At 69.1% G+C, this 22,100-nt stretch carries 19 protein-coding genes; 9 read left to right on the top strand and 10 right to left on the bottom strand.

The features are described 5' to 3' along the window. The 4 genes from Q0Z44_RS14930 to glnE all read right to left on the bottom strand — a co-directional run. Positions 1–587 (bottom strand): Wzz/FepE/Etk N-terminal domain-containing protein (locus Q0Z44_RS14930; RefSeq protein ID WP_298014152.1); only part of this gene is annotated, 587 nt, incomplete at its 3' end. 86 nt (positions 588–673) lie between these two features. Beyond that, on the bottom strand, positions 674–1,672 hold the full coding sequence (locus Q0Z44_RS14925) for an EpsD family peptidyl-prolyl cis-trans isomerase (protein ID WP_298014150.1): 999 nt from the start codon (positions 1,670–1,672) through the stop codon (positions 674–676). A 122-nt stretch (positions 1,673–1,794) separates the two neighbouring features. Further along, positions 1,795–2,379 carry a hypothetical protein gene (locus Q0Z44_RS14920; RefSeq protein ID WP_298014148.1) on the bottom strand — a complete coding sequence of 195 codons (585 nt, stop codon included), beginning with the start codon at positions 2,377–2,379 and terminating at the stop codon, positions 1,795–1,797. A 69-nt stretch (positions 2,380–2,448) separates the two neighbouring features. Next, entirely contained in the window at positions 2,449–5,385 is a 2,937-nt protein-coding gene (glnE, locus tag Q0Z44_RS14915; RefSeq protein WP_298014146.1) for a bifunctional [glutamate--ammonia ligase]-adenylyl-L-tyrosine phosphorylase/[glutamate--ammonia-ligase] adenylyltransferase, read from the bottom strand. 126 nt (positions 5,386–5,511) lie between these two features. Here glnE and Q0Z44_RS14910 point away from each other — a divergent pair, with 126 nt between their 5' ends. Continuing rightward, a complete protein-coding gene (locus Q0Z44_RS14910; RefSeq protein WP_298014144.1) occupies positions 5,512–9,933 on the top strand; it encodes a YhdP family protein in 4,422 nt (1,473 codons plus the stop codon). 74 nt (positions 9,934–10,007) lie between these two features. Further along, a complete protein-coding gene (locus Q0Z44_RS14905) occupies positions 10,008–10,532 on the top strand; it encodes a TlpA disulfide reductase family protein (protein WP_298014142.1) in 525 nt (174 codons plus the stop codon). A 33-nt stretch (positions 10,533–10,565) separates the two neighbouring features. Here the strand turns inward: Q0Z44_RS14905 and Q0Z44_RS14900 are convergent, their stop codons facing one another. Continuing rightward, positions 10,566–11,753 carry a hypothetical protein gene (locus Q0Z44_RS14900; RefSeq protein WP_298014140.1) on the bottom strand — a complete coding sequence of 396 codons (1,188 nt, stop codon included), beginning with the start codon at positions 11,751–11,753 and terminating at the stop codon, positions 10,566–10,568. A gap of 99 nt (positions 11,754–11,852) precedes the next feature. Between Q0Z44_RS14900 and Q0Z44_RS14895 the strand changes: the two genes are divergently transcribed. The 5 genes from Q0Z44_RS14895 (at position 11,853) to Q0Z44_RS14875 (ending at position 15,186) form a co-directional block, all read left to right on the top strand. Beyond that, positions 11,853–12,485, top strand: a complete 633-nt coding sequence (locus tag Q0Z44_RS14895) for a hypothetical protein (RefSeq protein ID WP_298014137.1) — start codon at positions 11,853–11,855, stop codon at positions 12,483–12,485. 22 nt (positions 12,486–12,507) lie between these two features. Next, positions 12,508–12,966 (top strand): PTS fructose transporter subunit IIA, encoded by a 459-nt coding sequence (locus tag Q0Z44_RS14890; RefSeq protein ID WP_109037415.1) that lies wholly within the window; start codon positions 12,508–12,510, stop codon positions 12,964–12,966. Continuing rightward, entirely contained in the window at positions 12,935–13,204 is a 270-nt protein-coding gene (locus Q0Z44_RS14885) for an HPr family phosphocarrier protein (RefSeq protein WP_109037414.1), read from the top strand. The genes Q0Z44_RS14890 and Q0Z44_RS14885 overlap by 32 nt, the downstream gene beginning before the upstream one ends. A 192-nt stretch (positions 13,205–13,396) precedes the next feature. Then, positions 13,397–14,482 carry a transporter gene (locus tag Q0Z44_RS14880; protein ID WP_298014132.1) on the top strand — a complete coding sequence of 362 codons (1,086 nt, stop codon included), beginning with the start codon at positions 13,397–13,399 and terminating at the stop codon, positions 14,480–14,482. A gap of 38 nt (positions 14,483–14,520) precedes the next feature. Beyond that, positions 14,521–15,186, top strand: coding sequence for a chalcone isomerase family protein (locus Q0Z44_RS14875; RefSeq protein WP_298014130.1), 666 nt, complete (start codon positions 14,521–14,523; stop codon positions 15,184–15,186). Positions 15,187–15,196: 10 nt separating this feature from the next. Here the strand turns inward: Q0Z44_RS14875 and Q0Z44_RS14870 are convergent, their stop codons facing one another. The 3 genes from Q0Z44_RS14870 to queC are packed head-to-tail and all read right to left on the bottom strand — an operon-like array spanning position 15,197 to position 18,471. Continuing rightward, the gene (locus Q0Z44_RS14870; protein ID WP_298014128.1) at positions 15,197–17,101 is read right to left on the bottom strand and encodes a M48 family metalloprotease; all 1,905 of its coding nucleotides are present in this window, start codon (positions 17,099–17,101) and stop codon (positions 15,197–15,199) included. 11 nt (positions 17,102–17,112) lie between these two features. Next, positions 17,113–17,706 carry a LemA family protein gene (locus tag Q0Z44_RS14865; RefSeq protein ID WP_298014126.1) on the bottom strand — a complete coding sequence of 198 codons (594 nt, stop codon included), beginning with the start codon at positions 17,704–17,706 and terminating at the stop codon, positions 17,113–17,115. A 27-nt stretch (positions 17,707–17,733) separates the two neighbouring features. Beyond that, positions 17,734–18,471 carry a 7-cyano-7-deazaguanine synthase QueC gene (queC, locus tag Q0Z44_RS14860; RefSeq protein ID WP_298014124.1) on the bottom strand — a complete coding sequence of 246 codons (738 nt, stop codon included), beginning with the start codon at positions 18,469–18,471 and terminating at the stop codon, positions 17,734–17,736. Between the two features lie 226 nt (positions 18,472–18,697). Between queC and Q0Z44_RS14855 the strand changes: the two genes are divergently transcribed. Next, a complete protein-coding gene (locus tag Q0Z44_RS14855) occupies positions 18,698–19,474 on the top strand; it encodes a ferredoxin--NADP reductase (protein WP_109037409.1) in 777 nt (258 codons plus the stop codon). Between the two features lie 57 nt (positions 19,475–19,531). Here Q0Z44_RS14855 and Q0Z44_RS14850 read toward each other — a convergent pair whose 3' ends face one another. Then, positions 19,532–19,774: a DUF2061 domain-containing protein gene (locus Q0Z44_RS14850; protein WP_298014122.1), complete on the bottom strand. Its 243-nt coding sequence runs from the start codon at positions 19,772–19,774 to the stop codon at positions 19,532–19,534. A gap of 211 nt (positions 19,775–19,985) precedes the next feature. Between Q0Z44_RS14850 and Q0Z44_RS14845 the strand changes: the two genes are divergently transcribed. Then, positions 19,986–21,194 carry an SMP-30/gluconolactonase/LRE family protein gene (locus Q0Z44_RS14845; protein ID WP_298014119.1) on the top strand — a complete coding sequence of 403 codons (1,209 nt, stop codon included), beginning with the start codon at positions 19,986–19,988 and terminating at the stop codon, positions 21,192–21,194. 39 nt (positions 21,195–21,233) lie between these two features. Here Q0Z44_RS14845 and Q0Z44_RS14840 read toward each other — a convergent pair whose 3' ends face one another. Then, positions 21,234–22,007, bottom strand: coding sequence for a TSUP family transporter (locus tag Q0Z44_RS14840; RefSeq protein ID WP_298014117.1), 774 nt, complete (start codon positions 22,005–22,007; stop codon positions 21,234–21,236). Between the last annotated feature and the right edge of the window lie 93 nt (positions 22,008–22,100).

Raw genomic sequence — 22,100 nt, 5'->3', positions numbered from 1 at the left:
TGCGAGAGCTTGGCTTGAGCGGCTTCCATTTTCTGGCGTGCCAGGCGGGCGCGCTCTTCGAAAAAGTCGGAATACTGGCGTGCCGGGGCAGTCTTGAACTGCACAGTAGAGTCCATGTACGCCTTGGCGTAGGCGTTGGCCAGCGCGGCCGAGAAGCCCGGGTCAGCCGACTCGTATTCGATCTCGATGACGTTCGATTCGCGGGCGGCGGCAACTTTCAGGTTCTTGCCGACCTTGTCGGCCAGCCAGGCCTCGAAGTCGCCTTCGGAGCGCGTGGCGTCGGCCCATTCTTCCCGCATCGCGGTGTTCTGCGCCAGGTTCATGGCGCGCACGACCTTGCGGGCCACATGCCCGCTTTCGATGATGTCGACCTGGGTGGCCAGGTAGGCCGCCGAGGGCATGACGCCAATGGTGGAGGTGCCCGCCACCGGGTCCATCTTCATGTCGACCATGACCACGGCTTTGGCCGTGTACTTCTTGGGCCACAGCAGGCTGCCCACCAGCGCGAGGATCACGACGGCCAGCAAGGTGGTCAGCGCGAGGATCCACCGGGCACGCAGGACCCGCAGAAAATCAGCAAAGCTCATGGTCAGGTAAAGCAGATAAAAACAAGGCCCGGCTGCACCGTGGTCGGCACAGCGCGGGCTGTTTCGAGCCTAAGGGGTGACCGGGCTCACTTGAGTCCGGACAGACCCTTGTTCAGGGCGGTGGCGTCCAGGCCGCCGGGAGCAGCCGATGCGGGGGCTTCTGCCGGAGCAGGGGCCGGCGTCGAGGCGGCGGCGACGGCGCCGCTGGCCGGCTTCTCGGCGAACTTGCCGATGTAGTCAACCTTGGCTGCGGTGCGCAGGTTCTTGATCTCGTTCTTGACGAACTCACGACGGCGTTCGGTGGTCAGGAACTGCTCGATGGCCGGCTTGGCCTGGTCGAAGGTGACCGGCTGCAGGCGGCTGGCCACCACCAGCATGGCCTTGAAGCCATCCGGGGCGGTGACGTAGAGCGCTTCACCGTCGTTTACCTCGGCGAGCTTGTCGACGATGGCCAGCGGCAGGCCTTCGGCGGCCTGGGTGACCTGGTTGGCAGTGAACTTGACGCCGCTGGCCTTCAGCACCTCGACGAACTCCTGCTGGCCCTTGGTGGCCTTGAGCTTGGTCATCAGCGGCTCGGCCACGTCCTTCGCGGCGGGCACGGTGAACTCCTGGATGGCGTAGACCTTGCGCTGCGAGAAGAGGGCGGGCTTGGTGTCGAAGTACTTGCGCACGTCTTCCGCCGACGGGGCGCCGACCGCCGCTGCCGCCGCCTTCTCGAGGTAGGTGCGGGCGAGGATGTTGCGGCGTGCCGCGTCGAGCATCTGCACGACTTGCGGGTCGCGGTCGAGCTTTTGCTCTTCGGCCTTGGCCACGGCCAGTTGCTGGTCGATCAGGCCTTCCAGGACCTGGCGGCTGGCGGCATCGGCCTGCTCGGGCTTGAGGCCTTGCTGGCGCTCGAGCACCTGGTTGATCTGGTGGACGGTGATCTCGGTGTCATTGACACGCGCGGCCGCCTGGCTGGCCTTGCCTTCGGGCTTGCTCTTGTCGCCGCAGCCCGCGGCAAGCGTGGCGGCCACGACGACGGGCAGCAGGGCCATCAGGCGGATCGAGCGTGAACGGGCAAGGGCGGACTGGCGGGTTTGCATGGTCTTGCTGAATGGTATGTCGGTTGTATGGGGTGCCGGCAGGGTGACCTGCACCCCTTGCTGACCGGTTGGCCGGCACGAAGTTCCCGTGAAGGAGGCGGCCCCCGCTCAAATGAGGGCCATCAGCCGGCTGGTCGACCCCGCTGCGCACCCAGGCGGCACCACAGCGCGCCGGGCAGTGCGCACAACAGGCCCGCCACCGCGCCGCTGAGGTGCACCCAGGGGACCACGGTTATATCCGAGCCGGGTGGCTGGACAAGACGGTGGGCGACGGGGTTTTCCATGATGAGCTTGGCAACGATCCCCAGGAGCGCCACAGCGGCCAAAGCCTTGGGAAAACGGGGGTGATTGGCCGCCAGGCTGTGCACGCACACCACGGCGACACCGGCATGGACCACCCCCGAGAGCCCGACGTAGTGCGCAATGGGCGATGGCTGCAGCAGCAGACCGAGTTGGGTGAGGGGCCACGCTGCCAGCAAGGCGAGGGCGGCCGCCCGGGGCAGGGCGGCCAGCCAGCCCATCCAGGCGAGCAGCGCGACCGCCCCCAGATTCTGGAGCCGATGCGCGGCGCTGCCATGCAGCCAGGCGGCCGTCCAGAAGGTGTGGAATGGCTGATCCACCCCTTGATCGGGGCGCAGGGTCAGCTGTTGAGCCAGCGCAGGCCACTGCGCCACGGGTTGATCGAGCGGCACGGGCGCGAGCAGCATTGCGGGCAAAGCCAGCGCTGCGCACGCCAGCAGCCAGCCGATGCGCCCGGGCCCGTGAGGCAGCACCGCTCAGGCGCCCAACGGGGCTGGTGTGGGTTCGGCCGGAAAGGCGCTGGCCCACAGCGTGAGCACGGCCTGACGGTGGTGCTCGATGGCCGCGAGGGCGTCGCCTTCCAGGCGGGTGGGCGACTCGTTCAGGCGTGCGCGGTGCTGCAGGCGGCGCAGTTCGCGATACGCCTTGCCGGCCGCCGCACCGGCGCCAGCCGGCAGCAGCCCCACGTCTTCGGCGTGCTGCAGCAAGGCGATGTTGCCGACGTTGTCGAGCAGGCCCGCATGCCGGTGGCTGTGCGCCAGCACCAGGTACTGCACGGCGAACTCCACGTCGATCATGCCGCCTGGGCTGTGCTTGATGTCGAACTGGCCAGCGGGGCAGGTGTGGGCGCTGCGCAGCCGTTCGCGCATGGCCTGCACTTCGTCCCGCAGCGCGAGCGGGTCGCGCTCGGAAGCCAGCACGTTGCGCCGGGTGGTCTCGAAGCGCTCGGCCAGTGCCGCATCGCCCGCGCACCAGCGTGCACGGGTCAGCGCCTGGTGCTCCCAGGTCCAGGCGGTGTTGCTGCCGCGCTGGCGCTGGTAGTCGTCGTACGAGTGGAAGGACGTGACCAGCAGGCCGGAGTTGCCGTTGGGCCGCAGTGCGGTGTCGATGTCGAACAGTTCGCCCGCCGCGGTGCGCAGCGTGAGCCAGGTGATGAGCTTGCGCGCGAACAGCAGGTAGGCGTCGATGGCGCTGGGTGTGTCGGGGCCGGCGGAGGTGTCAACGTCGTCCTGGCTGTCGTCATAGAGGAAGACGACATCGAGGTCGGACCCATAGCCCAGCTCCTTGCCGCCGAGCTTGCCGTAGGCGATGACGGCGAAGTGCGGCTCGTGGTTGACCGCCCATGCGCCCTGTTTGCCGGGGCGCTGCTGCAGGTGGCCCCAGGCCCACTGGATGGCGGTGGACACGGTGGCGTCGGCCAGGGCAGAAAGGTCGTCGGCCACCTGCTCGACGGTGATGAGGCCTTCGACGTCGCGCACCAGGGTGCGGAAGACTTCTGCATGGTGCGCGCGGCGCAGTGTGTCGAGCAGGGCCTCTTCATCGGCTTGGCCGGCGCGGGACCAGGCGCGGTGGCGGTCGGTCAGCTCCTGCTGGTAGGCCGCGGCGTCGAAGCGGCCGTCCATCAGGCGTGGGTCGGCCAGCTCGTCAATGACGCCGGGGTGGCGCAGCAGATAGCGCATCGGCCATTTGGCCAGGCCCAGCAGACGCAGGAGCCGGTTCTGCACCTCGGGCCGTTCGGCCAGCAGCGAGAGGTAGCTGTCGCGGCGCAGCAGCGGATTGAGCCAGTCCATGAAGTGCAGCACGGCGTCGGCGCCGAGCGGCGGCTGTCCGTCCTTGCCTTCACTGAGTGCTGTATGGGTGGCTCGCCCGATGAGCTTGGCCAGGCGCAGCTTGCCGGCATCGGGCAGCATGGCGACCTTGCCCTGCTGTGCGAAGTCGCGCACACGGCCTGCTATCGGTTCGGGTAGCTTGGCGATGAAATCGTCGCTGTCGACCGGCATCGGCGGGCCGCCACACGAGCGGCAGCCTTCGCCCGGGCTGGGGCTGCGGCCGTCGTGCAGCAGCGCGTCGAACTCGTTGGCCACGAACTCGCGCACGCTGCACAGCGCTTCAAGTAGCTGGCAGGTGGCGCCCTGGCAATCGCCGTCGTCCGGGGGCGTGCACGGTGCCGAGATCGGCGGCGTGGGCGTCAGGATCTTGCGGCCCGGCAGGCCCAGGCTGGTGGCGATCCAGGCCAGGTCGGCGTCGTGGGTGGGCAGCAGGTGGGTCTGCTGGTCGTCGAGGTACTGGATGCGGTGCTCGACGCGACGCAGGAACACATAGGCCTGCGCCAGCCAGTTGGCGGTGGCCTGCGGAATCAACCCGCGGGCGCTCAGGCGCTGCAGTGCGCGCAGGGTGCTGCGGGTTCGGATCTCGGGGAACTGCCCGCCGCGCACCACCTGCAGCAGCTGCACGGTGAATTCGATCTCGCGGATGCCCCCACGCGAGAGCTTGACGTCGTTGGCGCGCTCGGGGCGGCCGGCGGCGCGGCGGTTGGCCTCGTCGCGGATCTTGCGGTGCAGTTGGCGCAGGCCTTCGAACACGCCGTAATCGAGGTAGCGGCGGAAGACGAAGGGGATGGTGAGGTCACGCAGTGCCAGGGCACGGTCGTGGCGTTCACCGCCCGGCATGGCCGCACGCGGGGCCACGATGCGGCTCTTGAGCCAGGCAAAGCGCTCCCATTCGCGGCCTTGCACCAGGAAGTACTCCTCCAGCATCGCCATGCTGACCACGGGCGGACCGGAGTTGCCGTTGGGGCGCAGCGCCAGGTCGACGCGGAAGACGAAGCCGTCCTCGGTGGTGTCGCCGATCAATGTGGACAGCCGGCGGGCCACCTGTGCGAAGTACTCGTGCACGGTGATGCGGCCGGTGCCGTTGGCCGCGCCTGCTGTGTGGCCATCTTCCTCGTACACATAGATGAGGTCGATGTCGGACGAGACATTGAGCTCTCGCCCACCGAGTTTGCCCATGCCGACCACCCATATGTCGACGCGGCGGCCCTGCTCGTCCAGGGGGGCGCCGTGGCGCATGTCAAGCTCGTCCTGGGCGGCCTGCAACGCGATGTCGAGCGTGACCTCGGCCAGCTCCGTCATGGCGGCCGTGATGTCGACCATCGCGGCGCCCTGCTCGACATCCAGTGTGGCCAGGCGTTCGAGCACGAGTTGCCGGCCGACCCGCAGGGCCGAGGGCAGTTCCCGGCCCTGTGCGCGCAACCGCTCGATCAGGGCGCGGATCTCGGCCGCACGGGGAAGCCCCGGGTGGTCTGTGGCGAAGGCCTGTACCTCGTGCTCGTATCGGCGACGAATGCGCTGAACGTAGCGGGCGTGGGCTGCGGGGGCGGCCGTGACGACGGCGTCGAAGGGGAATTCAAACATGGAACCTGGGGCGCCGCGGGAGGTCTGTGCTAGGGTATTCGGTTGTCGGTCCCGGGGGCTTGAGCTGCGATGGTAGGTCAAGCGCGGCTGTTGCGCTGTAGGGGGATCGACTGAGATTGCCTGCCCATGTCCAAGCCCTTGTCCGAGCGTCCTGTTGAAGAAGGCGCTGTGCCTTCTGCCGATCCAGTGACGTCGACGCGCCTTGGTGGGCGCGTGCGCGGCCTCGGGCGCCACTTTGGCACGCTGGGACGCGCGAGCCTGGGCGGCGTGCGGTGGCTGGCCTGGGGGCTGCTGGGCGCATGTGCAGTGCTGATGCTCGCCTGGGCGGCGCTGTTGTGGCTGATTCTGCCCCGCGCCGATCAGTGGCGCCTTGATGTGGCTGAACAAGCCACACGGGCGCTGGGGGTGCCCGTGCAGATTGGGCAGCTTCACGGCGAAGCACAAGGGCTGTGGCCCGTGCTGTCCCTGCGCGATGTGCGGCTGCTCGACCGGCAGGGACGGGTGGGCCTGCGCCTGCCCCAAGTGACCGCGCGCCTTTCGCCCCTGACGCTGTCGCCGATGTCGTTGTGGCAGCGGCAGCTCGTGCTGGGGCGGCTCACGCTGCTGGCGCCCGAACTGGCTGTGCGGCGGGACACCGAAGGCCGCTGGCACGTGGCGGGACTGCAGATCGAGCCCTCGCGTGCGTCGGCCAGCGCGGACGGCGCCATGCTGGACTGGGTGATGAGCCAGTCGCGAATCGAGATCCGACAGGGCACGGTGCTGTGGCAGGACGAGCTGCGCGGTGGTGCGCCACTGGCCTTGCGCGAGGTGGAGCTGCGACTGACGAACCGCCCCGGGCTGGGGCAGCGCCTGCATGACGTGCGCCTGCAGGCCACACCGCCTGCGGCGTTCGGTGAACGCATCGAGTTGCGCGGGCGCTTTCAGCAGCCCTTGTGGCTGACGGGCCCCGCGGCGGACACCCGGGCCGATGCGTTGGGCTGGTGGCAACAGGTGGCGCTGCGCACGACCCGGGCCGGCGACCTGGCCAGCTGGCGCGGTGAAGTGACCGCCAGCCTGCCCCGTGTGGACGTGCAGACCCTGCGCCAGCATGTGAGCCTGCCGGTGCAGGTGGCTGGCGGGCATGGGCGCGTGCTGGCGGCGGTCGGCGTGCACTTGGGTCTGGTGACCTCGATGAGCCTGGATGTCGACGTCGCGGCCGTGCAGGTGCAACTGGCCCGCGACACCGAGCCGCTGGCTTTTCGGCGCCTGCAGGGGCGGGTGGCGCTGGCCCATGACACGCGGGTCACCCGTCTGACATGGACCGATCTGGCGTTTGAACTGGACGAGGGGCTGACGTGGCCTCGCAGCAGCGCGAGCCTTGAATGGCGGCATGCCTCCTGGCCCGCGGGCGGCGGGCTGACCGAACAGCTGTGGGCGCTGACGCAGGGCGGCGATGTCCGTGCCGATCGCCTGGACCTGGCGCTGCTGGCGCGACTGGCCAATCGCCTGCCGCTGGCGTCGAGCGTGCGCACCAGCCTGGCAGACCTTGCGCCTCAGGGCGTGGTCGAGGACCTGCGATGGCAGTGGGAAGGGCGCCCCGAGGCGCCGCAGCGTTACACCGCGGCAGGGCGTGTGCGGGGCCTCGCCTGGGCGCCCGATGCGGCCTCCGGGCGGCCGGGCCTGGCAGGTGCCGATGTGACCGTGACGGCCAGCGAGCAGGGCGGCGAGGCCGATCTCAGCGTGGCCGGCGGGTGGATGGCCTTCCCAGGGGTGTTCGAGTTGCCCGAGGTGCCGCTGGATCGCCTTCGCAGCCGCGTCACCTGGCGCATGCAGCCGGGGGCGTCGGGGCAGCCTGCGGCGTTCGAGCTGCGGGTGCGGGAGGCGGAGTTTGCCAACCCCGATGCGCGCGGCCGGCTGAGCGGGCGCTGGCAGACGGGCGACGGCGCAAAGCGCTTGCCCGGCCGACTGCAGCTGGATGGCGAGCTGCAGCAGGCGCGCGCCGACCGGGTGTGGCGCTACCTGCCGCTGGAGATCCCGAAGGACGCGCGCGACTACGTGCAGCATGCGCTGCGTGAGGGCAAGGGCGAGCGCGTGGTCTTCGAGGTGCGAGGTGACCTGGATGCGTTTCCGTTCAAGGACGACCGTGGCGGTCGCTTCCGCGTGACGGTGCCGGTACGCCAGCTGCATCTTGACTACGTGCCTGCTTCCCTGGATGCAGGGCATTGGCCGGCCTTCACCGCGCTCGATGGCGAGCTGCGTTTCGAGGGGCAGCGCATGCTGATCCGCGGTGCGCGCGGCCGCCTGGGCGGCCTGGGGTCGGGTGGGTTTCGCCTGCAGGAGGTGGAGGGCCGCATCGACGACCTCGGCGCCGATGAGCCCCATCTGATGATCCAGGGGCGGGGTGACGGTCCGCTGGACGACATGCTGCGCTTTCTGTCGGCATCGCCGGTGGGCGGCTGGACCGGTGACGTGATGAGCCAGTCGCAGGCCACGGGCTCCGGCACGATGCAGCTGTCGCTGGACATCCCGTTGAACCACACGAACGACACGCGGGTGCGCGGCCAGGTGCAGCTGGCCGAGCGGGATGCCGCCAGCCTGCGGCTGATGCCCAGTCTGCCGACGTTCCAGGCCGTGCGCGGCCGCGTGGCCTTCACCGAGCAGACGCTGCAGATCCAGGCGGAAACCCAATTGTGGGGGCAACCCTTCGTGGTGGAAGGGGGCGTCGACGCCACCGGCCAGACCCGCATTCAGGCGCGTGGCAGCATCAGCGGCGAAGGGCTTCGGCAGGCGCACGAGTGGCCTGCGCTCAAGCGCCTGGGCCAGCACGCGCAGGGCGAGACCCCGGTTGCCGTCCTGGTGACCGTGCCCACGACAGGCCCCGGCCGCGGCCAGCCCGAGGTGGTGGTGACGTCGACCCTGCAAGGGCTGGCCGTGCACCTGCCCGCCCCGCTGAACAAGCTTGCCAACGTGAGCTGGCCGTTGAAGGTGGTGCACCGTGCAGACGACCCCGACGGGCGCCACGATGCCATCGTGGTGGACCTGGGTGCGCCGGTGCCACTGTCCGGTGGCGTACCCTGGCTGCATGTGGACCTGCGCCGCGACGTGAGTCAGCCTCGCTCTGCCGTGACGCGGGGGATCATGAGCCTGGTGCAGGCGGGCGCCGGGCTGCCTGCCCTGCCGGCCATGCCGCCGCGTGGGATTGCCGCGCAGGCCTTCCTGGACACCGTGGACGTCGACGCATGGCTGGCCGCCGCCACGGCCCCTGCCGCCCCCGCGCAGGCGCAGGGCGCCCTGCCTGGCGTGCCGGGCGCGGTGGCGCCCAAGGGCGGCGCCAACCCCAGGCCGCCCGATGCCGAGCTGGAAGATTACCTGCCTGACACGGTGGCCCTGAAAGCCACCGCCCTCAGTTGGCAAGGCCGTACCCTGCGAGACCTGCAGGCCACCGTGGCCCATCCCGACGACGGCCTCTGGCGGGTACAACTCAACGCACAGCAGGCGGCCGGGCAGCTGGAATGGCTGAGCGATCCCGCCTCGCCCAGCGGCGCCTTGCGCGCAGGCCGGCTGGTGGCGAGGCTGTCTCGGCTGTCTGTGCCGGCGTCCGAGGCCCGCGCCCTGACCGAGCGCGCCACCGCCCGACTCCAGCAGCGCGAGTCGACCTCGGTGCCCGCGCTCGACGTCGTCGTCGATGACTTCGAGTGGCGGGGCATTCCCCTCGGGCGCATCGAGGTGCAGGCGGTCAACCGGCCCTCGACCCAGCCCGGGCGAACGGGCCTGCCGGAGTGGCGGCTCGACACCTTCCGCATCAGCAACGCCGATGCCGAGTTGCGCGCCAGCGGACAGTGGACCGCGCCGGAAAGCGGCCGGACCCGCTCGGCCTTCGGTTTCCAGCTCGACCTGGCCAACAGCGGCACCTTGCTGGCCCGCCTGGGCCTGCCGCAGACGCTCAAGGGCGGCCGCGGCACGCTGAGCGGGCAGATCAGCTGGGCCGGGTCACCGCTGGAGCCCGATCCCGCCAGCATGAGCGGCGACGTCGCGGTGCAGATCGCCGAAGGACGGTTCCTGAAGGCCGACCCCGGGATGGCAAAGTTGCTGGGCGTGCTGAGCCTGCAGTCCCTGCCGCGGCGGCTCACCCTCGATTTTCGTGATGTCTTCCAGCAAGGCTTCGGCTTCGACCGCATCGATGGGCAGGTCACCATCGACCAGGGCGTGGCGCGCACCCGGGCCCTGCGCATGCGCGGCGTGCAGGCGCTCGTGCTGATGGACGGTCAGGCCGATCTGGCCCGCGAGACACAGGATCTGCACGTGTACGTGTTGCCCGACCTGAACGCCGGGGGGGCCTCACTCGCTTATGCCGCGATCAACCCGGTGGTGGGGCTGGGGACCTTCCTCGCCCAGGTGTTGCTGCGCAAGCAGGTCAGTGAGGCCAGCGCCCAGGCCTTCCGGGTCACGGGCAGCTGGGCGCAGCCCCAGGTCGAGAAGGTCCGGTTCGAGCCGGATGCCGCCGAGGCCGCGGGCGAGGCACAGCCTGCGGCGCCCCCCGCGCCGCCCGCCGCGCGTAAGCCCTCCTGAGCGCTGGCCCGGCGAACGCGCCACAATGTGGGGCATGGCCAGGGCCGAGTGTGGCCTTCTCAAGGTGTGATCCGATGATGCTCAAGCTGTCTGTCCGTCGTCGCCAGGTGCTGGCGCTGGGTTCCGTGGTGGCCCTGTCGCCCTGGCTGGCTGCCTGTGGCGAGGATGCCCGTTCCAAACTGCCCGAGTTGCCCTTTACTCAGCTTGACGGCTCGCGCCATCAGCTGGCTGACCTGAAGGGCCGGGTGACGCTGGTGAACTTCTGGGCCACCAGTTGCAGCACCTGTGTGAAGGAAATGCCGGAGCTGGTCGCCACCCACCAGCGCTTCAAGGACCGCGGGCTGGAGACGCTGGCGGTGGCCATGGAATACGACCCGCCGGCCTACGTGACGCAGTTCGTGCAGAGCCGGAAGCTGCCCTTCCGCGTCGCGATCGACCATGACGGTCGCCTCGCTGCGGGGTTCGGCCCGGTGCAGTTCACGCCCACCACCTTTGTCGTCAACCGCCGCGGCGAGATTGTGAAACGCTACGTGGGCGAGCCAGACTTCTCGGCGTTGCACCAGCTCATCGACAAGCTGCTCGCCGAACCGGTGGCCTGACGCCAGCGGCGCCCGGGCACGCCGCGGCCCCGGTCACATGAAGCGCGAGAGTTCGAACACCAGCGCCGAGGGCAGGTTGCTGGCGATGCCGTCGACGCCGATGCGGGCCATGCCCGTGCCCGACAGGGTCGAGGCCTCGAAGTTCTGGCCTTGTTCCCCGACCTCGATGAACACGAAGTCCGGTACTTCCTGACGGATGCTGGCCACCAGTTCGTCGAATGCCCGCCCGCGCAGCATGCCTTCGAACACGATCGCATGCGGCAGGCCTTCGTCGCAGAAGGCGCGTGCCTCATGCACCGAGCCGACGAAGTCCATCACCAGGCCCATGTCGCGGCTGGCCTCGCGGATCTGCACGCGCAGATCGCGTCGGCTGGCCACCACCAGCACGTGGCTGCCCGCCAGCGGCTTGGAATTCACCGAAGTGGAGAAGCCGTGGTCCTGGTCGTCGTCTTCGAGCTGCGGCATGACGGCATTGACCGTCCGCGGAAACTCGAACGTCAGCACCACGTGCGTGGCGTCGATCTGCCGATCGGTGAGCAAGTTCATGCTGCGGGCCGTCTGGTCGAGCAGGTGCCAGTGCATGGTGTCGAGACGGTGCTGCAGCAACTCGGGCGCCGGCGGCTGGGCCTCGTCGAGCGGGCGGTGCTGCAGACGGGCCTGGAGGCGGGCACGGGCCGGCCAGTCCCGCTGGTCGATCCGCAACTCGACCACGCCGTGAGCCGTGTCGAGCAGCCAGTCGATCAGGGCGTTGAGCAGGGAGAACAGCATCGACGCGTCGGTGACGACCTCGAGCGGAAGCAGTGACTGCGAGAGCTGGATGCCTCGCGCCTGCAGCTCGCGCGTGCGGTAGGCCAGCGTGCTCTGCACGGTGTGCGTGAGATGCACGCGCTCCGGCGACTGGCGCACCCGGCCCGAGGCCAGGCGTGCAATCTGCTGGCACCAGATGCCGGCCTGACGGGCCCGATCGACCTCGGCGCGCAGCGCGCGCAGCCCCAGCCGGTCGATGCGGCCGGTGGTGGTGAGGGTCGTGACCCGCTCGAGCGCGGCGGTCAGCGGCTCTGCCAGTTCACGGCCGACCTGCGCCACCAGCTCGTGCCAGCGGTCCAGCTCGGCATCGGCATCCACCTGGGGGGGCGGGGCAGGCTCTCGGGCACCACCGGCGTCGACGCCAAGGCCGCGCAGGAGATCGGACAGCGGCGAGTGATGGGGCGTAGAGGGCATGCAGACAAACCGGGGGAGGAGGTCAGTGTTCGGCGGCAGCCCCCCTGCTGTCCATCCCACGCATGGGTGAGGGTGGGCGCACATCCTGATAATGGCGACATGACTGACACCGACACGTCCCTGCGTGGGCCTCTGTTGCGACAGCTGGGCGTGACCGGCCTGCTGATGGGCGCCCTGTGGCTCACAGCGTGCGCACCGGCGCTCGACTGGCGCGAGATGCGCCCGCCCGAGGCGGACGGGCTCGTGGCCCGTTTCCCGTGCAAGCCCGACACCGCCAGCCGGATGGTGCCGGTCCCTGGCCTTGGCGACCCACAGCGCGTGCAGATGCTGGTGTGCCAGCACGAAGGCACGAGCTGGTCGCTGGCCTACCTGCGCGTGGCGGACGTTCGCCAGGTGGGCGTGGCCATGGAAGGCCTGCAGCAGGCGCTGCGCGAGAACGTTCAGGCGGCCGCCGTGCTGGTCGCGCCCGACCGGCGCGCCACCGAGTCGACGTCGACCGCCATCGAGGTGCCCCGCATGACGCCGCAGCCGGCGGCCCGGGGGCTGGCGTTCGTCACCGAGCGGCCCGACGGGCTGGGCCGCCCCATGCCCATGCGGGTGAATGCGTGGCATTTCGCCCACGGCCTGACGGTGTTTCAGGCCACGGTGTGGCAGCCGGCCGAGCGTCCGGCGCTCGAAAGCGGGGAGGATGTGGCAACCACCTTCCTGCGCGGCTTTCAATTTCCTGAATGAGCGCCCGATAATCCCAGTCTGTATGCCCGGCCTGTTCATCATCGCGCACGCGCCCCTTGCCTCCGCCCTCAAGCTGGCGGCAGCGCATTGCTTTCCGGAAGCGGCGCAGACCCTGCAGGTCCTGGACGTACAGCCCAACATGCCGCCCGACGAGACGGAGGCCCAGGCGAGGCTGCTGCTCGCCGATGCGATTGCCTCCGATGCGCGCGGCGAGGCACTGATCCTCACCGACGTGTTCGGGGCCACGCCGTGCAACACGGTGCAGCGCCTGGCCGATGGCGTGCGGGTGAAAGTGATCACGGGCGCCAATGTTCCGATGCTGTGGCGCGCGCTGAACTACTCGGCCGAGCCACTTGATACCCTGATCACGCGCGCAGTGGCCGGGGGCACGCAGGGCGTGATGCAGATCGCCACCAGCCGCCCGCACAACCAGGTCACACAGCCCACACATGATCAAGACCACCGTCACCATCAGCAATAAGCTCGGCCTGCACGCGCGGGCCTCGGCCAAGCTCACCAAGCTGGCCAGCAGTTTCCCCTGCGATGTGTTCATGAGCCGCAACGACCGGCGTGTGAACGCCAAGAGCATCATGGGTGTGATGATGCTGGCCGCAGGGCTGGGCAGCTCGGTGGAGCTGGAGTGCCATGGCGACCGCGAGGACGACGCCATGAAAGCGCTGGTCGCGCTGATCAACGACAAGTTCGGCGAAGGCGAGTGATGCACCGGGGGTAGTTCCTCCCCCCTGACTGCATGTCACGGCTCGCGGATCGTGACATTTTGGGTTTTCTGATGTGGTTCGATGGCGACACAGATGCGCCAGAATCGGCCCGCCCTCGGCAAAGTAGGTTGACCGGACAGCGTGCGCGCTGAGCGGTACGCCGAAGTACACGGAAAGCAAGAAGGATTCGCGATGGACCGCCACAGCAAGCAGTTTGGATTCAATGTTGCCGCGCCTTTCCGCGCGGCCACCCTGGCGATGGCCCTGGCGGCAGCCACCTCCGCGCAGGCGGCGGACAACGGGCTGCAGCGTTACTCGCCGGGCGTGGGCGGCAGCGACATGAGCTCGCCCGTCGTGCCGGGCTGGTACGGACAGGTGGCGCTGGTGTCGTACCACGCGAGCAAGCTCAAGGGGAATGATGGCGAAGCGGCACGCGCTGCGCTGCCGACCAACGCCGCGGTGACCTACCAGGCCGACATCCACGCCGACGCTCGCGCGGCTTTGACCCGCCTGACCTACATCAGCACCGAGCGCATCTGGGGCGGCAACCTGGGCTTCACGGTCATGATCCCGCTGGTGCAGCGCAAGGCCGATCTGTCGGTGTCGAACTTCAACTTCCCGACGGGTACGCCAGGGCCGATTCGCGCAGGTACCATCGATCAGGTTGCCAGAACAGCCAATGCCCAGGACAGCAAGTCGACCGGCATCGGCGACATCGAACTCTCGCCCGTGATCCACTGGGAGATCGGCGACCACCAGTCGGCTTCGTTCGCGCCCACCATCGTGGTGCCCACCGGCGACTACGATGCCACCCGCCGCGCCAACGCGGGCTACGGCAACTTCTTCACCTTCCGTCCGTCCTTCCAGTACGCCTTCATCGGCGACGGGTGGGACCTGGCCGCCCGCACGGTGCTTTCGTTCAACACGCGCAACAAGGACAACGGCTACTTCTCGGGCCACATGTTCAACCTCGACTGGCAGGCCATGGCCTTTGTCTCGGACGACGTGCGCGTGGGGGTGCAGGGCTATTTCGTGCGCCAGCTGACCGGTGACACCCAGGACTTGAATGGGTTCAGCGCGTCGCGTGTGGCCGAACTGGGTGGCCGCAAGGTCATCGTGGACGGCAGCAAGGCCAGCGTCAACGCCGCGGGCCCGGCCATCGCCTGGATCCGCAACGGCGGCGAGTTCATGCTCGAAGGCAAGCTGCTGCAGGAGTTCAACGCGCGCAACCGCACGGAAGGTCAGTCCCTCTGGGTGACCCTGTCCAAGCCGCTGTGAACCCTTCTTCAACCGTCTGCAGCCCGGAGGTGACGGACATGCAAGAGGATCGACTGACAGAGGGGTCGCTGGATCTGCGCCGTCGGCAACTGCTGGCGGGTGCGGCGGGCGCGGCCCTCATGCCGTGGGTGCCGTCTGCACAGGCAGCGGGTTATGAACTGGAAGGCGTCGAGCTGGCCGAAACCGTGATGGCGCACGGGCAGAAGCTGGTGCTCAATGGCGCCGGTGTGCGCAAACGGGGCTACTACAAGGCCGACGTGACCGCGCTGTACCTGCCCGAGAAGCGCACCACCGCCGAGCCCATCTACCGGCTCAACGGAGTGCGCCGCATCCAGCTCAACATCCTGCGCGAGTTCACCTCGTCCACCATATCCCGCATCTTCATCGCCGACTTCAAGCAGGCGGCCACGCCCGACGAGTTCAAGCGACTCATCTCGGTGGTGGGGCAGATCGGCGCGGTGTACGCCAACGTGAAGCGCGTGGTCAAGGGCGATGTGGTCAACCTCGACTGGGTGCCGGGCACCGGGTGGATGGCGTTCCACAACAACCGGCCGCTGCAGATCGAGGGCGAGCCGATTTCGGCCATCAACAACGAGCTGGCCTACCAGATCTACCTGCGCATGTACATCGGCGAGGCCGCGCCCGAAGAGTTGCGCAACGCGCTGCTGGGCCTGACCAAGTTGCCGCGAACCGGCGAGGCCTGACGCGCCGGGCTCAGGCGCGCGGGTAGTGCGCCGAGAGCATGGGGGGCAGGGGGGCGTCGATCAGCCCGGCCACCAGCCGGAGCGCGTCGGCGGTGGCGTCGCTCATGACGCCGTTGGGGCTGTGGTTCACGGCCTCTTCCACCCAGCCCTTGACCAGCAGGGGGCGCAGCATCCACGACAGCTCCTGCACGGTGGTGAGGGCCAGCATCAGACCATCGGCGTCGGGTGGCGGCGTGACGGTGATGTCAGGCAGGCCGGTGCGCCGGCCGATGCCGCTCAACCAGGCCTCGGCTGCCGCGGCGCGCAGGGGGCGCGAGGCTTCTCCCCCCGCAGGAACGGTTTCCGGTTCCGGCAGCATGCGCGCCAGGTAGGCGGACAGGGCCGCCACGGCCTGCAAGGCGTCGGGCGGCAGCTCGCTGAGGTCTTGGCCCTGCCCGGTGACCGGACGGAGCATGGGGGCTTCACGCTGGGCGTCGTTGAGGCGGTGGCGCAGGCTGAGCCACCACAGGCGATCACGCGGGCTCACGCGACCGTCGGCGCGCAGCAGGTCGCGGCCCGCTTCCACCACGGCGCGTCGCTGTGTGATCGGATCACGGGCCATCTGCGCCGTGAGGCGTTCGAACTCCGGCACCCGCCTTGGTGGCTGGAGGGCCATCACGTCCTGGAGGATGCGCTCCGCATGGGGCAGGCCCTCAGCCTGCTGGCGCCACAGCTTGTGTTCGCGCGCGTTGGCCGGGTCCATCATGAGGGCCAGCACCGCCAGGCGTTGCTCGGTGGGGCCGCTCAGGCGCCGCAGGCGGTCCAGTGCGTCGCGGTCATCTGGTGTCGCCAGGGCCAGGCCGTGCACGTCGGCGGGCGCCGGGCTGCCTGGGGCCGCAGCCATCATGGCGCCAGCCGTGTGGGCCGTCGCGCGCATGCGGCGGGGTTCGGCCTCGGCGCGCACGGCGGTGGCCGGCATGGGCGGCAGGATGCGGCCATGCAGGCGCCGGATGCGCTCTGACAGGCGCGGGTGGGTGGCCAGACAGCCGCCGGCCGGCTGGTGCATCAGCATGCTGGCCACCAGCCCGGCGGCCGGGTGGTGCAGCCGGGCGGCGTGCGCCTGCTGGTCGTGCCAGACCTTGCGCAGCACCTGACCGATGCCGTCGCGCGAACGGGTGAACTGCACGGCGCTGGCATCGGCATGAAACTCGCGCTGGCGCGACACGGCGGCCTGCAGTGCACGCCCCGCCAGCCAGCCCAGCCAGCCCACGATGGCGAGCAGCGCGCCCACCATCCACGCCATCGGGCTGACGCGACCGTCTTCGCCGGTGTCCATCAGTGAACGGCCGAAGCCATGCACCAGCGACAGACCCCAGACGAGGGCCAACAGCCGCATCGACAGGGGCAGATCACCGGCTCGGATGTGGCCGAACTCGTGGGCCACAAGGCCTTGCAGCTCGGCTCGGTCCAGGCGTTCGAGCGCCCCACGGGTCACGCACAAGGCGGTGTCGCCTGCGTCCCAACCGGCCACGAAGGCATTGAGGCTGTCTTCGCGAGGCAGCAGGTAAACGCGGGGCAGGGGCTGGCCACTGGCCAGCGCCATCTCGTCGACCACATTGAGCAGGCGGCGCTGGAGCGCGTCTTCGGGCTCGGTGAGCTCGCGGCCGCCCAGCCAGTGGGCGACGCGGGGGCCACCGCCCTCACGCAGCCGCCGGGTCTCGAAGAAGCAGCCGCCCAGCACGAACAGGGCGACGACGGCGGTGTTGGTCTCGAAGAAGAGGGCGGGGTAGCCTTCACCAAAAGGTGAGGTCAGTCGCCACAGTCCGGCCAGCAGCCCGTTGACCGCGAGCACCAGGCCCAGCAGCATCAGGGCAAACCACCCATACAGTTGCAGGCTGCGGTGGTCGGCGGCTTCCTGGTGGCGGCGAAACAGCATGGGCCCGGCCGTCAGAGTCGCACGGTGACGGGCGCGCGCTCGGCCTCGCTCTGGGTCGACTGCAGCATCTCGGCGGTTTTGAAGCCGAACAGCCCGGCGACCAGGTTGGCGGGGAACTGGTGCGCGGCGTTGTTGTAGTCGAGCGTGGCGTCGTTGAACAGCTGGCGGGAGAAGGCCACTTTGTTCTCGGTGTGCGTGAGCTCTTCGCGCAGATCCTGCAGCTGCTGGTCGGCCTTGAGTTCGGGGTAGGCCTCGACGACGGCCATGAAACGTCCCAGGGCCCCGGCCAGCGCGCCTTCAGCGAGGTTCAGGCTCTTGATCGGGCCTGGCTGGTTGGGCTGGGTCTTGACGAGGTCGGTGGCGGCCACGACCTGCGCGCGGGCGGCGGTCACACGCTCCAGCGTGTCGCGCTCATGCTGCAGGTAGGCGCGGGCCGTCTCGACGAGATTGGGGATGAGGTCGTGGCGGCGCTTGAGTTGCACGTCGATCTGGGCGAACGCATTGGCAATCTCGTTGCGCAGGCGGACGAGCCGGTTGTAGGCGCCGACGGCCCAGAACAGCACGGTGGCGCCGAGCGCCAGCAGGATCACTTCAGAAACGGACATGGCGTTGGACAGCAGGTCAGACGGGAATCAGTCGGCCGGTGTGGCGCGGTTGAGCCATTCGGTGTGGCCCTGGGCGCGCAGTTCGCAAGCCGGGCAGCGCCCACAGCCATAACCCCAGGGGTGGCGGTGCTGCCGCTCGCCCAGGTAGCAGGTGTGGGTGTGCTCGGCAATCAGCGCATTGAGGGCCTCGCCGCCGAGCTGGTCGGCCAGGGCCCAGGTCTGGGCCTTGGTGAGCCACATCAGCGGAGTCTCGATCACCATGGGGGTGTCGAGGCCGAGGCTGATGGCCACCTGCAGCGCCTTGAGCGTGTTGTCGCGGCAGTCGGGGTAGCCCGAGAAATCGGTTTCGCACATGCCGCCCACCAGAACGGAGGCCCCGCGGCGGTAGGCCAGGGCGGCCGCGAAGTTGAGAAACAGCAAGTTGCGGCCCGGTACGAAGGTGTTGGGTAACCCGTTGGCCTGCATCTCGATGGCGCGCGTTTCGGTCAGGGCCGTGTCGGACAGCTGGCCGAGCAGGCGCAGGTCGAGCAGGTGGTCCATGCCGAGGCGGCTGGCCCAGCCCGGGAAGTGGGTCGTGAGTTCGCTGCGCACGCGGTTGCGGCAGTACAGCTCGACACGGTGGCGCTGGCCGTAGTCGAAACCGATGGTCTCGACGTGGCGGTAGCGGGACAGCGCCCACGCCAGGCAGACAGTCGAGTCCTGGCCTCCGGAAAACACGACGAGGGCGGTGCGGGGATCGAGGTCGGACGGGTTGAGCGGGCTCATGCGGTGACAGACAACAGGGGCGAACAAGCGGGGCGACGGGCAGCCGGCATGCTGTGATGCAGCATAGCGCAAGCCGCGTCAAATGCCCCGGGACACGGGGGCGCGCCGCCGTGCGTGGCGAAGCGTCCGGTTTCTGGGCGACAATACAGGGTTTTCCTGAGCGCGCAAGCCGTGCTCAGCGTCCCATCTGCCGAGCGTTTTCGCCGCGCTTTTTTTGCCCAGCATCATGGCCGCGTTCAACGAAGAAACCGTCACCTCCGTCCACCACTGGAACGACACGCTGTTCAGCTTCCGGACCACGCGCGACCCGTCGCTGCGTTTCTCCAGCGGCCACTTCGTGATGATCGGCCTGATGGTCGACGGCAAGCCGCTGATGCGCGCCTACTCGGTGGCCAGCGCCAACTACGAGGAGCACCTCGAGTTCCTGTCGATCAAGGTGCAGGACGGCCCGCTGACCTCGCGTCTGCAGAAGATCCAGCCGGGCGACAAGATCCTGGTGGGTCGCAAGGCCGTGGGCACACTGGTCGTCGATGACCTGACCCCCGCCAAGAACCTGTACCTGTTCGGCACCGGCACCGGCCTGGCGCCGTTCATGAGCATCATCCAGGACCCGTACACCTACGAGAAGTTCGAGAAGGTGGTGCTGGTGCACGGCGTGCGCTATGTGAGCGAGTTGGCCTACCACGACTTCATCAGCAAGGAGCTGCCTCAGCACGAACTGCTGGGCGAGCTGATCCAGGAAAAGCTGATCTATTACCCGCTGGTGACGCGTGAGCCCTTCCGCAACCAGGGCCGCCTGACCGACCAGATCCTGAACGGTGAGCTGGCCAAGGGCGTGGGCCTGCCGCAGATGAGCCCCGAGAACGACCGCGCGATGATGTGCGGCAGCCCCTCCATGCTGCGGGACCTGTGCAAGATCCTGGACGACGCCGGCTTCAAGGTGTCGGAGTCGCAGGGTGTGCCGGGCGACTATGTGATCGAGCGCGCCTTCGTCGAGAAGTGATGCGCCGGGGTCCTGCCCCCGACCCCGCTGCACAGGGCGCCCGTGAGGCGCCCTTTTTCATGCCTGTCTGGCCTGCGTGTCGTGCATCCGGGCGATCGGGCGAAGGCGGGCGAGTTGCTGGCGCACACGGCGGGCCACCGGGTGATCCCAGTACTTGTCGAAGAAGTAGTGCATCACGGTGTTCACCAGGGGTTCGACGAAGGTCACGACACCGGCAATGGTGATGCTGCCGGTCAGCGCGTAGGTCACGGTGAACGAGGTCATCACGTGCATCACGCCGAATGTTGCGGTCTTGGCCATGGGGTACTCCTGTAAGGCGATGCGTTCTTGAGAATGGTTCTCATTTTCTGGTTGCCGTGGCCGCGGGTCCAGTCGGGCGATTGGATCGCGCCGATAGGGGGCCTCAATCGCGTCGCGCGGACGCCCATCCGGTCGGGGGGGCACGGGTGATCCCGCACAGGGGCGTGTGAGCCGGTCGGCGACACTGCGGCCTTCCGGAGGTTCTGACCCGATGATTTCCACCCCATCCGCGCGCCAGCGTGGCCGCCTCATGGTGCTGGCCAGCTGGGCCACGCCCGTCATCGCCCTTGTGGCCTACCTGGCCTTCTGGCCCGTGCCCATTCAGCCCCGCCCCTGGGCGCCGCCCGCAGATGCCGGCCATACCGGGCCCCACGCGGCCAACACCCGGTTGGCGGGCCTGCGGACCTGGCCGTTGGCCGGGGGGCAGCACGGACCTGAGCACATCCTTGCCACGGCGGATGCGCTCTACACCGGGCTGGACAACGGCGACGTGCTGAAGCTGTCGCTCGATGGCCGCACGCGCGAACTTGTTGTGAACACCGGCGGGCGGCCCCTGGGGCTCGACGTGGATGCCGAGGGCCGACTGCTGGTGGCCGATGCCATGCGGGGCCTGCTGCGCGTGTCGGGCAGCGGCCCGCAAGCCCAGGTTGAGACCCTGCTCGACCGCGTGCAGCACCCCGGCCCGGACGACCCGGTGCGCTATGCCGATGCGGTGAAGGTCGACGCCCGGGGCACGATCTGGCTGACCGATGCCTCGCGACGCTTCGGTGCCAAGGCGGTGGGCAGCACCTTCGAGGCCAGTGTGCTCGACATCCTTGAGCACAGCTGCAGTGGCCGCCTGATCGCGTTCGACCCGACCCTGGGTGTGGCGCGTGTGGCGCTGCAAGGGCTGTGCTTCCCCAACGGGCTGGCGTTCTCGCGCGACGGGCGCAGCCTGTTCCTGTCGGAGACCGGCACCTACCGCATTTTGAAGGTGGACCTGGCCAAGCTGTCGCTGGTACGGACGGGCGCGGGCGACAACGGCGTGCCAACGCTGGATGACGCGCTGCGCCAGCAGGCGGCCATGGTGCTGATCGACAACCTACCCGGCTTTCCCGACAACCTGACCGCTGGGGAAAGCGGGCGCATCTGGGTGGGCCTGACGAAACCGCGCAGCCCTGTGATCGACCGAGGCGGCGCGCAGCCGTGGATTTCGAGCCTGGTTCTGCGGTTGCCGCGCGCGATGTGGCCTGTGCCCAAGCCGTATGGGCACGTCATTGCCTTCAACGAGCAGGGCCACATCGTGGACGACCTGCAGGACCCGCAGGGCGGCTATCCGGAAACCACGGCCGCCACGGAGGCCAGTGGTCGTCTGTTCGTGCAGAGCCTGCACGCGGGTGCGATCGGCTGGATGCCGTACAGCGGGTCGGCAGCACGCTGAGCGCTCAGCGAAAGTCGCTGGCTCAGTCAATGAGCCAGCTCAACGCATCCAGGCGTCGAAGCCGGTCTTGCAGATCAGCGCCCCGACCACCACGAGGAAGGCCACCCGCACGAAGCCCGCGCCATGGCGCAGCGCAAGCCGCGTCCCCATGCTGCTGCCCAGCACGTTGGCCGCGGCCATGGGCAGGGCCAGCGCCCACACGACGTGGCCGTGTGGAATGAACCAGGCCAGCGCCGCCGCGTTGGTGGCGAAGTTCAGGCGTTTGGCTGCCGCGCTGGCGTGCAGGAAGTCCCAGCCGAGCCCGCGCACCAGCGCGAACACGAAGAAGCTGCCGGTGCCCGGACCGAACACGCCGTCGTAGAAACCGATGACGCCGCCGATGGCTGTGGCAATCAGGGCCTCTGTGCGGGCCGACCAGTGCGGCAGGTGGATGTGGCCCAGGTCCTTGCGCCACAGCGTGTAGCCCCACACGGCGGCCAGCACCAGGGGCAGCGCGGCACGGAAGCGGTCGGCTGGCACGCGCGTGGCGAGCCAGGCACCCACGACGCTGCCCAGCACGGTGGCCACCAGCGCGCCCATCAGGCGGGCCGAGGGCAGCTTCACGCGCTGCGCGTACTGCCATGCGGACCATGCCGTGCCCCAGATGGATGCCGCCTTGTTCGTGCCCAGCAGCGTGGCCGGCACGGTGTGCGGAAACAGCCCGAACAGCGAGGGCACCATGATCAGCCCGCCGCCACCCACGATGGCGTCAACCAGGCCCGCGGCGGTGGAGGCCAGCACCATGAGGGCGATGTTGAGCGGGGTCAGTTCCATGGGCTCGTGCGGCGAAGGGCAAGGGGAAGGGCGAGGGGAAAGCAAGAGCCCGGCGCAAGGGCCGGGCTCTGGTCGGGCAGCACCACCACAGTG

Origin of the sequence: uncultured Aquabacterium sp. (assembly GCF_947366995.1) — a bacterium.
Lineage (GTDB): Bacteria > Pseudomonadota > Gammaproteobacteria > Burkholderiales > Burkholderiaceae_C > Aquabacterium.
The sequence above is the reverse complement of the archived record's forward strand: the minus strand, read 5'-3'. Positions and strand labels throughout refer to the sequence as shown.

Coding starts and splice junctions, on each gene's coding strand:
- Q0Z44_RS14905 (WP_298014142.1), top strand. CDS start 10,008: ATGATGCTCAAGCTGTCTGTCCGTCGTCGCCAGGTGCTGGCGCTGGGT.
- Q0Z44_RS14880 (WP_298014132.1), top strand. CDS start 13,397: ATGGACCGCCACAGCAAGCAGTTTGGATTCAATGTTGCCGCGCCTTTC.
- Q0Z44_RS14890 (WP_109037415.1), top strand. CDS start 12,508: ATGCCCGGCCTGTTCATCATCGCGCACGCGCCCCTTGCCTCCGCCCTC.
- Q0Z44_RS14910 (WP_298014144.1), top strand. CDS start 5,512: ATGTCCAAGCCCTTGTCCGAGCGTCCTGTTGAAGAAGGCGCTGTGCCT.
- Q0Z44_RS14925 (WP_298014150.1), bottom strand. CDS start 1,672: ATGCAAACCCGCCAGTCCGCCCTTGCCCGTTCACGCTCGATCCGCCTG.
- Q0Z44_RS14875 (WP_298014130.1), top strand. CDS start 14,521: ATGCAAGAGGATCGACTGACAGAGGGGTCGCTGGATCTGCGCCGTCGG.
- Q0Z44_RS14895 (WP_298014137.1), top strand. CDS start 11,853: ATGACTGACACCGACACGTCCCTGCGTGGGCCTCTGTTGCGACAGCTG.
- Q0Z44_RS14865 (WP_298014126.1), bottom strand. CDS start 17,706: ATGTCCGTTTCTGAAGTGATCCTGCTGGCGCTCGGCGCCACCGTGCTG.
- Q0Z44_RS14850 (WP_298014122.1), bottom strand. CDS start 19,774: ATGGCCAAGACCGCAACATTCGGCGTGATGCACGTGATGACCTCGTTC.
- Q0Z44_RS14920 (WP_298014148.1), bottom strand. CDS start 2,379: ATGCTGCTCGCGCCCGTGCCGCTCGATCAACCCGTGGCGCAGTGGCCT.
- Q0Z44_RS14900 (WP_298014140.1), bottom strand. CDS start 11,753: ATGCCCTCTACGCCCCATCACTCGCCGCTGTCCGATCTCCTGCGCGGC.
- Q0Z44_RS14840 (WP_298014117.1), bottom strand. CDS start 22,007: ATGGAACTGACCCCGCTCAACATCGCCCTCATGGTGCTGGCCTCCACC.
- queC (WP_298014124.1), bottom strand. CDS start 18,471: ATGAGCCCGCTCAACCCGTCCGACCTCGATCCCCGCACCGCCCTCGTC.
- Q0Z44_RS14855 (WP_109037409.1), top strand. CDS start 18,698: ATGGCCGCGTTCAACGAAGAAACCGTCACCTCCGTCCACCACTGGAAC.
- glnE (WP_298014146.1), bottom strand. CDS start 5,385: ATGTTTGAATTCCCCTTCGACGCCGTCGTCACGGCCGCCCCCGCAGCC.
- Q0Z44_RS14845 (WP_298014119.1), top strand. CDS start 19,986: ATGATTTCCACCCCATCCGCGCGCCAGCGTGGCCGCCTCATGGTGCTG.
- Q0Z44_RS14870 (WP_298014128.1), bottom strand. CDS start 17,101: ATGCTGTTTCGCCGCCACCAGGAAGCCGCCGACCACCGCAGCCTGCAA.
- Q0Z44_RS14885 (WP_109037414.1), top strand. CDS start 12,935: ATGATCAAGACCACCGTCACCATCAGCAATAAGCTCGGCCTGCACGCG.